13 protein-coding genes are annotated in these 15,630 nt (G+C 50.6%); 2 read left to right on the top strand and 11 right to left on the bottom strand.

From position 1 onward, the window contains the following. Window positions 1-262 precede the first annotated feature (262 nt). The 6 genes from GVJ63_RS21215 to GVJ63_RS21190 form a co-directional block, all read right to left on the bottom strand. The gene (locus GVJ63_RS21215) at window positions 263-550 is read right to left on the bottom strand and encodes a helix-turn-helix transcriptional regulator (protein WP_010255342.1); all 288 of its coding nucleotides are present in this window, start codon (window positions 548-550) and stop codon (window positions 263-265) included. A 104-nt stretch (window positions 551-654) separates the two neighbouring features. Next, window positions 655-1,392, bottom strand: coding sequence for a molecular chaperone (locus GVJ63_RS21210; protein ID WP_010255341.1), 738 nt, complete (start codon window positions 1,390-1,392; stop codon window positions 655-657). After that, entirely contained in the window at window positions 1,392-2,681 is a 1,290-nt protein-coding gene (locus GVJ63_RS21205; RefSeq protein ID WP_022626130.1) for a fimbrial protein, read from the bottom strand. Before GVJ63_RS21205 ends, GVJ63_RS21210 begins: the two co-directional genes overlap by 1 nt. A 10-nt stretch (window positions 2,682-2,691) precedes the next feature. Further along, a complete protein-coding gene (locus GVJ63_RS21200) occupies window positions 2,692-5,175 on the bottom strand; it encodes a fimbria/pilus outer membrane usher protein (protein WP_010255338.1) in 2,484 nt (827 codons plus the stop codon). Window positions 5,176-5,193: 18 nt separating this feature from the next. Continuing rightward, complete coding sequence (locus GVJ63_RS21195; RefSeq protein WP_010255337.1) at window positions 5,194-5,865, bottom strand: molecular chaperone; 672 nt, start codon at window positions 5,863-5,865, stop codon at window positions 5,194-5,196. Between the two features lie 38 nt (window positions 5,866-5,903). Continuing rightward, the gene (locus GVJ63_RS21190) at window positions 5,904-6,458 is read right to left on the bottom strand and encodes a fimbrial protein (RefSeq protein WP_033766625.1); all 555 of its coding nucleotides are present in this window, start codon (window positions 6,456-6,458) and stop codon (window positions 5,904-5,906) included. A gap of 391 nt (window positions 6,459-6,849) precedes the next feature. Here GVJ63_RS21190 and GVJ63_RS21185 point away from each other — a divergent pair, with 391 nt between their 5' ends. Both GVJ63_RS21185 and GVJ63_RS21180 read left to right on the top strand, forming a co-directional pair. Then, window positions 6,850-7,773 carry a winged helix-turn-helix domain-containing protein gene (locus tag GVJ63_RS21185; RefSeq protein WP_060679577.1) on the top strand — a complete coding sequence of 308 codons (924 nt, stop codon included), beginning with the start codon at window positions 6,850-6,852 and terminating at the stop codon, window positions 7,771-7,773. Then, entirely contained in the window at window positions 7,766-8,224 is a 459-nt protein-coding gene (locus GVJ63_RS21180; RefSeq protein WP_010255330.1) for a hypothetical protein, read from the top strand. Before GVJ63_RS21185 ends, GVJ63_RS21180 begins: the two co-directional genes overlap by 8 nt. A 67-nt stretch (window positions 8,225-8,291) precedes the next feature. Here the strand turns inward: GVJ63_RS21180 and GVJ63_RS21175 are convergent, their stop codons facing one another. The 5 genes from GVJ63_RS21175 to GVJ63_RS21155 all read right to left on the bottom strand — a co-directional run bounded on the left by GVJ63_RS21175 (window position 8,292) and on the right by GVJ63_RS21155 (window position 15,628). Beyond that, complete coding sequence (locus GVJ63_RS21175; protein WP_235038370.1) at window positions 8,292-9,860, bottom strand: sensor domain-containing diguanylate cyclase; 1,569 nt, start codon at window positions 9,858-9,860, stop codon at window positions 8,292-8,294. Window positions 9,861-10,301: 441 nt separating this feature from the next. Next, the gene (gene proY / locus GVJ63_RS21170) at window positions 10,302-11,654 is read right to left on the bottom strand and encodes a proline-specific permease ProY (RefSeq protein ID WP_010255326.1); all 1,353 of its coding nucleotides are present in this window, start codon (window positions 11,652-11,654) and stop codon (window positions 10,302-10,304) included. Between the two features lie 70 nt (window positions 11,655-11,724). Then, window positions 11,725-13,044, bottom strand: a complete 1,320-nt coding sequence (gene brnQ / locus GVJ63_RS21165) for a branched-chain amino acid transporter carrier protein BrnQ (protein ID WP_010255323.1) — start codon at window positions 13,042-13,044, stop codon at window positions 11,725-11,727. Between the two features lie 391 nt (window positions 13,045-13,435). Next, complete coding sequence (locus tag GVJ63_RS21160; protein WP_159227330.1) at window positions 13,436-14,542, bottom strand: cobalamin-independent methionine synthase II family protein; 1,107 nt, start codon at window positions 14,540-14,542, stop codon at window positions 13,436-13,438. A 165-nt stretch (window positions 14,543-14,707) separates the two neighbouring features. Next, window positions 14,708-15,628: a PstS family phosphate ABC transporter substrate-binding protein gene (locus tag GVJ63_RS21155; RefSeq protein WP_061901708.1), complete on the bottom strand. Its 921-nt coding sequence runs from the start codon at window positions 15,626-15,628 to the stop codon at window positions 14,708-14,710. Window positions 15,629-15,630: the final 2 nt, after the last annotated feature.

The raw sequence follows: 15,630 nt of genomic DNA, 5'->3' as shown, positions 1-15,630 counted from the left end.
CCATTCCGACCTTTTCTTATTTAAATCGCCTGACTATCAGCGCCACTCGTTTTGTTTTACGATAGACCCGTCAATCATCCCTTTATTAACTATTTTCCTGTAATTCTTGAGTATTTCGGCGACTGGTTTCGCCGTTTTTTATTTCTCTCTTTCTGTCTTCTCCCCCTGTGCCCATGTACCCACACGCGCTCTCGCCTGAAGCTACATACCCGGCCTGGAAAATAGTAAGGTTGAATTTAATTGCCTCCTTAAAATCAACCTGTTAATCCCTTACCTGCTGATTACGGGAGTCAGGAACACTTCGGCGCAGAATACTGAATTCCGCGGCACTGTCCTGATATATCGATCGATTCCCCAGATACCACATAATAAATTCATTATTGTTTTTTACTCCTATTTTCCTCATCACCCTTCTTTTGTAATAACTAACGGACTTCTCAGTCAGCCCTAACCATTCGGCTATCTGCTTCAGGGTCATGCCGGTCATAAAGAACCAGGTGACAGCGACTTCATTCTCAGTAAATGACATGCAGCGTTGGGTATTATCCATAAACGTCACAGTTCCTCCATTGCTTAAAACGGATTAAATAATGTTGTAAAAGCTGTAAACAGCGTTATTCTGCCAGTCTGGAACCAGCGTATATAAGGTGAAAACTAATTCAGGTTTTTAGTGAAAACGGCCTCTTTTCCGACGTCATCGACCAGCGTGTATTCAACGGTCATTTTTTTATTTTTTATTACTTCAGGCAAACTAAAACCTTTATTGTCATAAGGAGCAATCATTCTGTCCATGCCCAGTTTTAGTGACTGCTCTCCAGCCAATGACGTAACTTTTAATGAAACAGGCGTCACAAAATAGGGCGTAGGATTACTCAGCTCGAGTGAATGACCGTTGTCGGCAATGCGGACGTTTATAGCGCCGCCAATACTGTTAATGTCCATACTGCTATTGAAAGGCCGATAGGTAATTCTCAGCTGGGTGTTTAATCCGACTTCTATTTTATTGGCCGTTTTCTCCTGCTGAGAAGATTTGACACCCGGAATTTCATAGAGATTTATCCAGAATACGGACTCACGATCACGGGGTAAATCAAGTATTTTTTCCGTCGGCAGTATCTTAAGGTTCAGAATTTTACCCGGTGTCATCCTGGCGACTGCTGGAATAATAGCAAAAGGGTAATTTTTTTCTTTATTAATATCGCCGGCGCTTCCATCATCAACCCAGCTCTGAAGTAACACCGGCGCCTGACTGTCGTTGTTGACGATGAGCAGGCGCCTGCCGCTGTCCTTGCTGCTGAACAGCACCCTGTCCTGCAACGGCATAATCGTGGCATGGAGTTCCGCCGCATTAAACAGAAAAATAAAACTCACCCAATATAAAAAATATCTCATCACCAGTACCTCACAATAATATGCGCCGTCGCATCTATTTTCCCAGGCGTGACAGGTTTTGCGGGGTCAACGATGCCATAGAATGCGAAATACTGAGACGTGATATCTACCTGAGTGGGGGTATTTTGAGAACGCGAGATTTCCCCATCCAGAAGAGAAAACCAGCCTTTTGTATAATCATTAGTGTATGCGTTGGTTATAAATCCGACCGTCTTACCGGCAACAGACACACCTATGCCGACGTTTGACGCATATCCATCCTGTCCATAATTATCCGATAACGCATAACGTGACCACAAAACGTTGTTCCCGGACATAGGATGATCAGTGCTGAATGCGACCGAAATTTTATCAGGTCCAACACCTGCATTCCGGTTGATAAAGCCATTAACGAGCGCCCCACCGCACCGATAGGTTACAGTAAAGTCCTTACCTATTGTTTCAAAATCAGACTTCAACGCAGTGACAGTGACTGGCGGTAAAATGACAGGATTTGTATAGCTGTAGACGCGACATCCCCAGGGCGTTTGCACGAACGTGTTTGCCGTAGAGTATTGCATCCCAAAGCCAATCCAGTTCCAGTTACTGAACCCGTCCCAGTTCGTGTTACTGTCAGCACCTGGGATAGTGATATTTTTTTTGTCGTTCCAGCCCGGCCCGACAAAAACCGTATAGCCGTTGGGCTGGGGACAGGTATATGCAATACCGCTGGCGGAATCATCCGCAGGGCCATTACATCCCCAATGCGCAACCGGATCGCCTCCTCTCATTGTGGATGGTAAGCGGTAAATTTCTGCCGTCACACCGCTGAAGTCACGGGCATAAAAGTTGAGCTTGTTACCCTCCCGGTGCCCTTCAATTGGTGAATGCTGCCAGTACCTTGAGAACACCTTACCGTCACTGTCACGAATCAGTTTGATGCCGATAAAAGGAAAATAGGTCTGATAGACGCCCTCTCCCGCGCTGATATTGCCCCCCACGTTACTGTCGCCGTTAGTGGCAAAATACTCATAGGTCTGTCCCTGATCGGCAAGATCACAGGTGTATAACAGCTGGTTCTCCCCTTCAGGCAAGGATTGAGCCTGCCCTACCGTGGCCGTAGTGGAGCCAATCAGTCCAGTTGGCATAAACTCCGCGGGCTGAAGTTTTATTGAACCAAAAATCAGAGGCACACCGCCTTTACTGTCATCGCCCTGTCTGGCTTTATAGACAGGCTGGCATGTGGCGAAGGCTGACGATGTAAAAAACGCCACGATCGGCAGGGAAAAAATGACTGCATACTTTTTCATGCATAAGGCCTTATTGACAGACTGCGGTAATATAATTCAGCGCTTTCGTGGACTGAGTATCTACAGGCGTATAACGGATGGTGCACTGTTCATCGGGCGCGCTGCCCCACCGGGCGGTCAGTGTCTGACGGTTTTCCAGCCGCAGATAGGTATTACCGGCCTGGCTTACCGTTGCAACGTTATTTCCACCGGAATCGAAAATATCTGACCCCAGGGGGACATAGCTGCCATTCGCCCGCCTGAGCTGCATCATGACCGGTATGCCCTGGCGCGTTTTGAAGACCACCCGGTTGACGGAACCCGCGTATGGCGTCACAACGTGCTGGCTGTCAATAATATCGACATCCGCGGATGCCCCTTCCGGCGCATCAAGGTTGATGTTGTTACGTCTGTAAGGCATCAGCGAAGGAACGATTGCATAACCTGAACTGTCGATTTTAATGTTCTGGCCATTGAGTACCGTGGCGCCCTCTGCCCCTTTTGCTTCCACAATGGCAAACGTGTTACTCACGGTATGCCCCAGTGTGATCCCGCCACTGTGCAACGCGATGGCACCGCTCATCGAACCGGATGCCTGCCAGTTTCCCGGAGATTTTGAGACCGTTCCACTCACGTTGGCTTTGGGCAGAATGGTCGCCAGATTCAGACCCGAACTGTTTCCTGAGCGGTCGCGACTGTAATTCACACCCCACTGGGTCGTGTTGTCTTTACCTGCGCTGCCGGACAGCGAGGTCTGGTAGCTGTGTTCACTATTACTATTGATGTATGACGCAGACAGGGTTGTATTACGGGTATCACGCCCGATAGGCACAGAAAAATTCAGCGCAAACTGGGTGTCTTTGTAATATTCCTTGTGCCGTTTTTCGTCAGGTACTCCCCATCTCTGCGCGTCAGAAATCCGGGTGCGGTACTGTCTGGAAATACTGAAATCCATGTGAATGCCGTAAGGCAATGCCGTGTTGTATCCCACCTGATAAGAGGTGTCTTTGTTTCGTCCGTCATAGTAATTTTGCGATGAGCCGGAAACGTAAATGCTGCCCAGTGAACCTAGCGGTTGGCTGACATTGAGCTGAAGACGGTTTTTTTGCATGTACGTTCCCCCCTCCACCGACGACAGCGGGGTGTCCGAGTTGTTCAGGGCAACGATATCCTGAAGATCCCGGTAGCCACGGGTGGAATACCGGTAGCCGGCAAAACTGATGGTGGTGCCAACCGGACCCAGCGTTTTACTGTACTCGGTATTCACCATCCACCCCTGCGTGGCGCTGCCATTTCTGAGTCGCGCATTGGACCAGGTTGCAGAAGAACCGAATGCACCGAGTGACGAAGAATAGATGGCCCCACCGCTGGCCGCCTGATAACCACTGCCGATACGTAACCCGCTGTTTGCCGTTACCGCATTAGAAACGCCATACTTGACGGAAAGCTCGGTAAACTGGTTGTCACGGCTGTAATCATTGATCTCGCCGGCTGAAAAGCTATAGTCCAGGCGTCCGGGGCGGACGGAACCCGGTAGTGTAGAGTAAGGTACTGAATACTCAGTGAGGCTTCCGTCACTTTCCGTCACCCTGACATTGAGGTCTCCACCGTAGAAAGCCGGTGCCAGGTCATCAATTCTGAAGTTACCCGGTGGAACAGTCGTCTCATAGATTTTGTATTTTTTTTGAAAGACTTCGACTTTCGCATTGGTTCTCGCTGTACCTCTCACCGTCGGCGCATACTGAACCATGGAAGGGGGTAACACGCGGTTATCGGTCCTGAGACTTACACCGGTAAAACCGAGCCCGCTGAATGCATCAGAGCCCGAACTGAGCTGGCCTAGCAGCAGCTCACTTCGCAGTGACGGCAAGCCCCGACTGGCGTACAGGCGTGAGGAGTGCCATCTGGACCCAAAACGGTTACGGTTGAAATTCCCCTGCTGCCGGAACTGCCACTTTCCTGCGTTAAAGCCGCTGCTAAGTCCAACATACGTCGAACTCACTCCGCCTGTATGGGTGCTATGTGACTCATACTGGTTGACCGTGTAATTCGAAAATAAGGCGGTACTGCCTGCCTCAAACTCACTTGAGGGAATATAATCATCCGGACGGTATACCAGCAGAGACTGAGGCACAGTAATGTTTACCCGCAGAGAAGAAAGGTCGGGCGAAGTCTTTACCTCCGGCAGAACAGCTTCAAGCGCGTATTTTCTGTCATTAACCAGGGCTTCTGGCTTCTTTTTAAGAGGTAAACTGTTGATAAACTCACCTGTAAATAACGGCGTCAGCGACTTACCTTTCCGTTCAAAAGTCAGCGACTTTTTTGAAAATAATTTATTGTTTATGTAAACAGAAACGTCATATTCACCGGGGTTATAAAATGTGTCTTCTCCTGACAATGCGGAAATATCGCTCAGGCCGCCCGCACTGAGCATGGCGGGGCTGAATTCATATTCTTCCGCATAAATAGAAAACGAGCAGAGAGAAATAAGCAGGTAATAAATTCTGATTTTCATTTTCGTAACAACATCACATCATTTATCTTTAATCAGGAAATTTACTGGCGTGCCATAATCATTGATCATCACCGCATTAAGCGGACCACTAAGACGATCGCCCTTGAGGACTGCGGAATAATCGTCACCCGGCAATAGCGTCAATTTTTCTGCCAGGATCCGCTTTCCATTGCTGATATCTCTGATGGATAGAATATTCGGCGATTTGTTGCTGATCACTAAAGCTCCTCCCTGCAATCGGTATGAAACTTTATTTTCATCTTTCGAAGAAAAAGCATTGACTGCAGCCGGTCTGTAAATAACTTTCAGCCGACTCCGGATGATGATATTCAGCCGGTCATCGTCATTTTCATTTTTCCTGACGCCCGGAATCTGAGTAAAGTCCAGATAAAAGAGCGACTCTCTATTCTGAGGCAACTCACTGGATAACAGTTTAACTTTTACCGTCTGCCCCCCTTTCTCTTTAATTTTAAAAACAGGCGGCACGGCAACAAAATCTGGTTTGTCTTTATTATCCGATTCAACCTGAACAATAAACGGATTGTCACTGGTGTTATCAAACATAATGGTCTTCTCAAGTGTACCCGCCATCACAATACGCGAAGCATTCATGACTACCGCAGCCTGAGTTACGCCACTGATTAAAAAAAAGAAAACTGAAATTATTTTCAGATAAGTCACAAGTTTCATAATTTATTCCAGCCCCGCGAAAACGCGGGGCGCAGTTTTTAAAGATAACTGATAGCGTACTGAACGGTCGCTTCAACCTTACCGGCTGTTGCAGCCCCACCGGTAGCAATATACCGAGCGGTATACTGTGCTTCTCCGCTGGTTTCATTCGGATTGAGCGAGAATGCCTTAGCAGTTGCTTCGCCTGATTTTAAATCAATGACATTATTGTCAGGGTCCAGTAACTGAATCGCGACGTTACTTGCCGGAGAGTCAGTTGCAATATTTTTCAGGTTACCGGAAGCATCAACATTGGATGATGCAAAATGAATTTTAATGTCCTGAGCCGCTGTTTTAGGATCCGTACATCCTGTCAGCTTCATGCTGAAATTTGTGGGTGTAGACGTATTACCCGTCGCGGAAAGATCGCTGACCTTTGCCGTCTGCAGCAAGATAACAGGTGCAGCTGAAGTTGAATCGTTGACGCTGACGTTACACGTCTGGGCAGAAACTTCACCTTTGAAGCGGATACTATTTTCCTGTGCTGCATATACACTGCTGGCCGATAATGCGGTCAGGGCAACGAACCCGGTCAATAAAGTTTTTTTAAACATTCCAGTACTCCTTGAAATTTTTTTCTGTTAATAGACATGCTGACTGATGCCTGAGTAAATAAACCAGGAGAGAGAAAATCCAACATGGTTAATACTGTCAGGGCACTTAAATTCATAGACACAATTAAGCCAGCGAAAGCATCTTACGAGCGAAGTGAGATAAACACACCTTTGAATTTCTCTAATCTTGTTTAAATTTATATGAATTTTATATTCAATATTATATTCATAAAAAACAATGAGTTACTTGCAGTACCCACATAAAAAATCATGCAAAACATAAAAATAAATTTGCAATAAAAAGATGTGATATACTTATTTAAACTGATCTGATTAGCTTCAGGCTTACAATTTTTCTATTTCACAAAACTTTCACCTGCGCATTAGCCGTATGTTTTATGCGGGGTCTTTATTTCTTTCACTGGTGGAGAATGCTTTGAGCAGAAAAATCACTCTTAATAGTTTTCTGATATTTGAACCGGATAAAAAAAGAATTACCGGCAGGGGCAACCCGGCGGTTATCAGCGCATCCGCATCACTGTGTCTGGAACTTCTCATTGATAATGTAGGGCAACTTGTCACACATCAACAGTTCTATGACTATGTATGGCGTCGGTTTGGTACGGAACCGGCCTCAACGACTCTTTATCAGAATATCTCGGCGCTGAGACGCGCGCTGAATAAAGCCGGTCTTCAGGAAGATATCATCCGGACCATGCCGCGGAAGGGGTTTCTCCTTTCTCCACAGACAACCGTTGAGAGAGAAAGTCTTTTTTCCTTTACATCTGTCAGCACTGAGTCGGAAAGTGCCCATTCTCTCTCCGCCGGCGGCAATGAAATGCCAGAGCACAGCCTCCCTGATGAAAGAATGAGGAATACTCAGAATGAGCAAAAATCAGATTCTGAAAACAAGATTTCTTCATATTCACCCCTGACACAACATCCGTTTTTTTCAGCTTTTTTTAAGTCAAAAAAAATGATGATCGCAACCTTTATGCTTTTTTTGGCACTTTTTTTTTCGTCTTTTTTATATTTCAGATCCGGACCGAATCATAATGACACTGTGTTTATTTACAGCACTAACTACAAAGGCTGCATAATCTTCAATAATGCGGATGGGTGGCTGAAAAAGGATGAGGTGAAGGAACAGGTTGATGAGATGAAATTAAATTGCAGTATAGCACCTTATATCTACCTTACCGCATTCAAACATGCAGACAGTCTTTCTTATTTTAACTGCGAGCATCCGTTGAATGGACATGTCAGAGCAAATTGCCGTTCGTATTACTTTGTGAAGAAACTGAATAATGATTAAAGTTATCCTCCTGATTATCTTGTGCATTGTCATCTATTCTTTCGCGCCATTCAGCAGGAACGGTGAAAACACCATTTCTTGTACAGCTGATGTGTCCTATCAATGGAAGCAGGACCGGATGGACTTACTTATTACGCAAACCCTTCTTGACGGAAAAGGCGTTCTTTCAATGTCTGGGATCTTATATGATAAAAATGAAACAAAATCTTATCTGAGTAAAACGATTTCATTTTCATACTTACAGAACCAATTTTTTTACTACTTCAGGTCTGAGCTGATCATGAACTCCCCTCAGATGACGATGAGCCTTTCCGATCAGAAGAAATGGTTACCCGACTTTTTTACAGATAACAATATGCCGCTGGTACTCAAGATCAGGCCTTATGGTAAAGATGCCTGGATTTTTTATGCCGAAAACACACCGCTTTTCATCTGTGAGAGAAGCAATTAACGGCCAGGCTGACGGGTAACTACACGCGGACTCTGCATTCGACTGAAGCGGATCATAAAAACGTACCTCAGGGTGAGTGAACCGAATGTGCCTGGGTCACCACCCGGTTCCGGCCTTCATGCTTGGCCCTGTACAGAAGGTGGTCTGCCACAACCAGCGCTTTTTCTCTGTCATCGCCATCGTGAGCGAGCCCACAAACGCCTGCTGAAATCGTAATGTGCTTCACTGCGGGAAACTGCGCGTTTGCAATGTTTTCACGTATACGGTTTACAACCAATCCGGCTTCGGTCAGCGTTGTGTCTGGAAAAAAAATGACAAACTCTTCACCGCCAAACCGGCAGATGATGTCCTGAGTACGGCATCCTTTTTTTAATAGATCTGATACGGCCACCAGTACCTCGTCCCCTGTATCGTGTCCGAACTGATCATTAACCTGTTTAAAGTGGTCGATATCAAACAGAGCCAGGCTGTGTGAACCCTGTCCCCCGACAAAAGGTGCCGTGAGTTGATCGAAGCCCCGCCGGTTGTGTAATTTCGTCAGATGATCCGTCAGAGCATCATCGCGCAGTATAGAAAATGTTTTATTGATGGCTGCTGAATAAGCCTGAAATGCTTTTTTTAGCCTGTCAGCTTCTTTGTACCACGTTTTAATTCCGTCCATTTTTCCTGATAATCGCCCGATCGCGCCTGAGCTGGTCAGGCGGGCCAGATTTTCGAGTGGCTGTGAAATTCTGGCGGAGATGTAAAGACTCACAATGACCAACAGAAGCGCCAGCACCAGCCCGTAGAGGATCACATCACTTACGATGCGGTTGAGAATTGCGCTCGTCACGTCAGATGAAACGCAGACGAATACATGCCAGTTCGTTTTCACAACGTCCGAATAACCCAGCAGGCAACTCTGTTGATTAAACAGGGTTTTCACTGCGCCATATTTTTTCTGTTTCAGTTGCGCCGACAGATCCGCACTCAGGTTGATGCTTTTTCCGGTCAGAGCCTCATCCGCGGAGTAAACCACTTCACCGGTATCGGAAACAATGCTGACAGTCGTCTTATCAGCATAGAAGTGCTGGTTCAGAAGACGGCTCAGCATACTGCTCCTGGTCAGATAGATTGAGCCTGCCAAATACCCCAGATATTCGCCTGACGGCGAATAGACCGGGTTCGACAAAAAGACGAGATAGTTTCCCGTATAGGGGGTGAGTGGGTCAGAAACAAAAGGGCCTTTTTTTACGGCCTCCAGCTGCCCGGACGCCACACTCAGCGACGTACCGGATGGAATGAAATTTAAGGGAGAAGCGGCCACGACCCGCCCCTCGGGCGACAGGGCCAGCACGGAACTGAACATGTCTGACTGCAGACGTAGCCTGTCGGTTTCATGCTGCAGAACCTGCAAATCCCTGTAGCTGGTTATCTGTGCGGCGCTGAAAGCCAGTTCCTTCTGGGCCGTCCGGAACATGTTATCGGCAGTGTTGGCCAGTTTACGTGCATATGCAGTGCTGGATTCAAGGAGACGTTGTTCTGCCTGGTTCCTCAGCACAAAGCCGGTCACTGTGGAAAGCAGAATTGCTGTAAGGAGTATGCAGCACACAGAGTGCAGGCACAGCAGACTCTTTAGTGAGGGCTTGTTGAACATGGTTTGTCCCTGAATAACTTGTTATTTGTGTTGCCGAATTAATGCTGGCACGGACAGTTAACAAGATAGGGGCGGTCAGGCAATTAGTAAATCAGCATTATTGTTGATACGAATAGAGCCTGAGACGCATTTGCAGGCGTCAATCCAGCGAAATAAAGCGCGGATTGACTGTCATAAGCGCCACATCGATATCGATCACTACAGATGGACGGCCGGTTACGCCCGTCTGCGCGCCTGAACGATAGTCCCGCTAACGCCCGATGACCATTACTTTCACTCCCCTGCGCCAGTGGCCAGGCTCGCGGCCAGAATTCCCCTCCGGGCGCTGACGAACGCCTTCAGACAAAACCCGATCAGGGAGGCCAAAAAAACAGCCCCAGCCGCAGCATTATCTGCAGCCGGGCTTCAACAGTCTCACTCCAGCCAGCATGGAAAACATCCTTAGCGGACTTTACGAACCAGCTTATAGCCCAGCAGCAGCACCACTATCCACACCATACCGACATAGAGGGAAATGCGGGTATCGGGGAAATAACCAATCAGACCGATAATAAAGCAGAGGAAGGCTACGCCGACGCCAGCAGTCCAGCTGCCGCCTGGCAGCGCAAACTGCAGCTTACTGGCCGCCTCTTTGCCAATTTTGCGACGGAACGCGATCTGCGACAGCAGAATCATGATCCAGACCCACACCGTTGCAAAGGTCGCCAGCGAGGCGATCACCAGGAAGACTTTTTCCGGCATCAGGTAGTTGAGATAAACCGCAATCAGCATGGCGAACATCATCACCACCACCGTCACCCACGGAATCCCGCGCGAGGAGACCTTCATAAAGACCTTCGGCGCATGTCCCTGCTGCGCCATCCCGTGCAGCATGCGGCCCACGCCAAACACATCGCTGTTAATCGCCGAGAGTGACGCGGTCAGCACCACAAAATTGAGGATAGAGGCAGCCGCCGCAATACCCAGATGCTGGAAGGTCAGCACAAACGGGCTGCCCGAGGTGCCCACCTGATTCCACGGGTAGATCGACATAATCACAAACAGCGTGCCGACGTAGAACACCAGAATGCGCCACGGCACCGAGTTGATGGCGCGCGGAATCGACTTCTCCGGATCTTTCGCTTCACCGGCGGTGATACCGATGATTTCGATACCGCCATAGGCAAACATCACCATCTGCAGCGACAGCAGCATACCGACTACGCCGTGCGCAAAGAAGCCGCCGTTAGTCCAGAGATTGTGGATGCCGGTCGGCTGGCCGCCGTTGCCGAGCCCCCAGATGATCATGCCGAAACCGGCCAGAATCATCACGATAATGGTGGCGACTTTGAAGAAGGAGAACCAGAACTCCACTTCGCCGAACACCTTCACGCTCATCAGATTGACGGCACCGATGATCAGCACCACGCTCAGCACCCAAATCCAGTGTGGCACCTCAGGGAACCAGACGCCCATATAGATGCCGAACGCCGTGACATCCGCAATCGCCACGATCAGGATTTCAAAACAGTACGTCCAGCCGGTGATGTAGCCTGCCATCGGCCCAAGATAGTCCTGCGCGTAACGTGAGAAGGAGCTGGCCTGAGGATTGTTAACGGACATCTCACCCAGTGCGCGCATGATGATGTAAGCCACTGCCCCGCCGATGATATAGGCGAGCAGCACGCTCGGTCCGGCCATTTTTATCGCGTCAGCGGAACCGTAGAACAGCCCGGTGCCAATCGCCGATCCCAGCGCCATAAAGCGGATGTGGCGCGTGCTCAGTCCGCGTTTGAGCTTGTTGGTTTCTTGCATAACAACCTGTACCTGTGAAATGAAAAAACCACGGGCAGGCCCGTGGTTAAAGAAAAATCAGTGCTCTCTGCTACGAGTGAACGGTCACCTGTTCCGGCCCTTTCACCCGATCAACAACAGCGGCAATCAGCAGCATCACCAGCGACGGCGGCAACCAGGCGAGACCCTGATCGGCCAGCGGCAGATTCTGACTGAAAGCGGGCAGCAAATCTTTAAACCCGGTGGTTTTAATCGCATCAACAATACCAAACAGCAGGCTAATCAGCATGGCTGGCGCGATAATCCGGCTGCTCTTATTCCACCAGTTGAGGGTGAAACTCAGCACCACCAGCACGATACAGGGCGGATAAATCGCCGTCAGTACCGGGATGGAGATCTGAATCAGGTGGCTCAGGCCGAGATTCGACACCACCATGGAGAACAGACCCAAAATAAACACCAGCGTTTTATACGATAACGGCAGGTATTGCGCAAAAAATTCCGCACAGGCACAGGTCAGGCCAACGGCGGTCACCATACAGGCGACGAAGATCAGCGCGGCAAGGAAGAAGCTGCCCATGTTGCCAAAGGTGTGCTGAACATACGCGTGCAGAATCGCTGCGCCGTTAGCGTTTTGATCCACCAGCGCACCGCTGCCCGCGCCCAGCTTAAACAGGCATAGGTAGACCAGCGTCAGGCCCAGACCGGCGATTAACCCTGCCAGCACGGTGTAACGGGTCAGCAACGCGGCATTATCGACGCCACGCGAACGGGCGGCGTTGACAATCACGATGCCAAATACCAGCGCGCCCAGCGTATCCATGGTCAGATAGCCATTGACGAAACCGCTGGAGAAGGCCGCACGCTGATAATCAGCGGTAGCCGGAACCGTGCCGCCAGCAGGCCACACCAGGGCAGCAACGCCCAGCACGGTCAGCGCAATAATTTTTAATGGCGCAAGGAAGTGCCCTACCGTGTCGAGTAGCTTGCCGGGATAGAGCGATACGCCAATCACCAGCGTGAAGTAAATCAGGCTATAGATAAACAGCGGCAGCGCGCCATCACCGGTCAGCGGGGCAATACCCATCTCAAACGAGACCGTTGCCGTACGCGGTGTGGCAAACAGCGGCCCGACAGCCAGATAGCAAACGGTGGCCAGCACGATGCCAGCGACCTTGCCAATCGGGGTGCTGAGCGCATCCACGCCGCCGCCGACGCGGGCCAGCGCGATCACGGTCATCACGGGCAGACCGACTGCGGTAATCAGAAAACCAATCGCGGCAGTCCAGACGTGTTCGCCAGACTGAATACCGACCATGGGCGGGAAAATGATGTTGCCCGCGCCAACAAACAGGGCGAATGTCATAAAGCCCAGCGCGAGAATGTCCTTCGAAGTTAAACGATGTGTCATACGGCCTGTCACTGATGTTGCGGTGGAAGTTGGGTTAGTGTTGTCCCCTCGCTGCGTGTAAACCGCGACCAGGCTGACAATGTCAGCGCATTATGCTCGTCGCAGGGTAAAGCGCAGGTGATTTAAGCTGCTTTTATTCTGTTCACAGAGGGATGGATCGACAACGGCGCTAAGTAAAACGTTTATAGCGGTGAAAGGCAATACGGGATCGGAAAACCAGAAGGTTATGCCGCCATTTTTTCAAAAGGCAGTGGATAGCGTTAATTTTTGCAGCAGGCACACAAGATGATGTGCCTAAATAATAGACAGAGCGCGAGAAATCCCCGCATAAACGGGCCTGAAGATACACAAAAGGCGCGTTTTACGCGCCTGTCTGCACAACGTTACAGCACTACCAGACCTGATTTGCGATATCGACCACTAAGCGAATCTTCTGCCACTGCTGCGCCTCGGTCAGGCTGTTGCCCTCTTCGGTTGAGGCAAAACCACACTGCGGACTGAGGCAGATCTGATCCAGACTGACATACTGCGCCGCCTCTTCCAGCCGGTTTTTCACCTGCTCCGGATCTTCCAGTTCTCCCACTTTGGTCGTAATCAGACCCAGCACCACCTGCTGATGACCTGGCTTAATGTAACGCAGTGGCTCAAAACCGCCGGAACGGGCGTTGTCATACTCCAGGAAGAAGGCATCCACGTTGACGCTGCCGAACAGGATTTCTGCGACCGGCCCATAGCCGCCTTCAGAGATCCAGGTTGAGCGGAAGTTGCCGCGACAGACATGCAGACCCACGGTCAGATCGGCAGGTTTACCTTCCAGCGCTTTATTCAACACCTGAGCATAAGTCTGTGCCAGCTGGTCAGGATCGTCGCCACGCGCACGGATATCGCGCTTCTGATCCTCAGAACAGAGGTAAGCCCAGACGGTATCATCCAGTTGCAGATAGCGGCAGCCCGCGTCATAAAACGCCTGAATAGCCGCTTTGTAGGTCTGCGCCAGATCGTCGAAGTAGTCTGCCAGATCGGGATAGACTTCCGCGTCGATCACCTTGCGGCCACCACGGAAGTGCAGCACGCTGGGGCTGGGAATGGTCATCTTCGGCACCGCATCACCGGCAATACTCTGCAGGAAGCGGAAATGCGCCAGCATCGGATGATCCGCCGGGAAACCGAGTTTGCTCACCACTTTCACGCCATGCGCTTTGGTCTGCACGCCATTAAACTGAATGCCCTGCTCCGCTTCATAGCGCTCTACGCCATTCAGGCCATAGAAGAAGTCGAAGTGCCACCAGCCGCGACGAAACTCGCCATCAGTGACCACTTTCAGGCCATTTTCCCGCTGTTTCGCCACCACATCGCGAATCGCCTCATCTTCAACCTGGCGCAGGGCCGCCGCATCAATCTCTCCGGCTGCAAACTGTTCGCGCGCCTGCTTAATGGCGGTGGGACGCAGAAAGCTGCCAACGGTATCGGCACGGAACGGGGCGGTTTCTCTTTGCATGATCACTCCTGTCTCCCCTGCCGGTAATGACGGCAGGAAATAGTTGCATCCTGATATAAATAGCCATCTGGATGGCTACATGTCTGAACACAGAGTGGCATGGGCGGCTTTCTTCTGCAACTGAAGAAAATTCAGTGATGATGAAAAAAATTCACGTTCGGGGGATTAGCGCAGCGCGGCGCGCGCCTGCGTCATCTGACTGTCAGAGAGCGGCAGATAGCCCGCTTCGCTGACCCGCCGCTGTCCCTGCGCCGAAAGTACCTGCTCCAGAAACGCGGCCACCAGCGGCGGCAAAGGTTTGCCGGGCGCTTTATTCACATAGAGATAGAGCGGGCGCGCCCAGGGATAACGGCCACTGCGGATGGCCTCGGCATCCGGGGTAATCGCCTGCCCCTGATCATTCATCACCGCCAGCATTTTTACGCCGCTGAGATGAAAGCCAAAACTGGCGTAGCCGATGCTGCGAGAATTACCGGCCACCGCCTGCACCACTGCGGCCGAGCCGGGAAACTCCGCCACGTCGCTGCGAAAATCACCTTTGCACAGCGCCTGCTGCTTGAAGAAACCCCATGTGCCGGAGGCGGAGTTACGTCCATAGCGCTGAATCGGCCGTTTGCTCCACTGCGCGCCGGTTAAGCCGAGATCGCCCCAGCGCAGCGGCACGCTGTGTGCGCCACACAGACGGGTAATCGAGAAGATGGCATCGAGCTGTCGCGGTTCAATCTGCTGTAGCGGATTGCGCTGATTCACCACTACCACCAGCGCATCCATAGCCACCGGAACCGCCAGCGGCGGATAGCCGTAGCGCGCCTCAAAGGCCTGGCGTTCATCTGCCTGCATCGGGCGGCTCATCGGACCGAGTTGTGCTGCACCCGCCGCCAGCGCGGTCGGCGCAGTAGAAGAGCCGGAGGCCTGAACCTGGACATTGACGCCCGGCGCCTGGCGACTGAAATCTTCGCCCCACAGCGTCATCAGATAGCCCAGCGTATCGGATCCGACGCTGCTGAGATTGCCGGAGAGCGCGCCGGGCTGGGCCAGTGCCAGGCCCGGCAGCAGAGTAACGATCAACAAAAGAAGGATGCGCATCA

This window comes from Pantoea sp. 18059 (genome assembly GCF_902706165.1).
Taxonomy (GTDB): Bacteria; Pseudomonadota; Gammaproteobacteria; order Enterobacterales; family Enterobacteriaceae; genus Pantoea; species Pantoea agglomerans.
The sequence above is the reverse complement of the archived record's forward strand: the minus strand, read 5'-3'. Positions and strand labels throughout refer to the sequence as shown.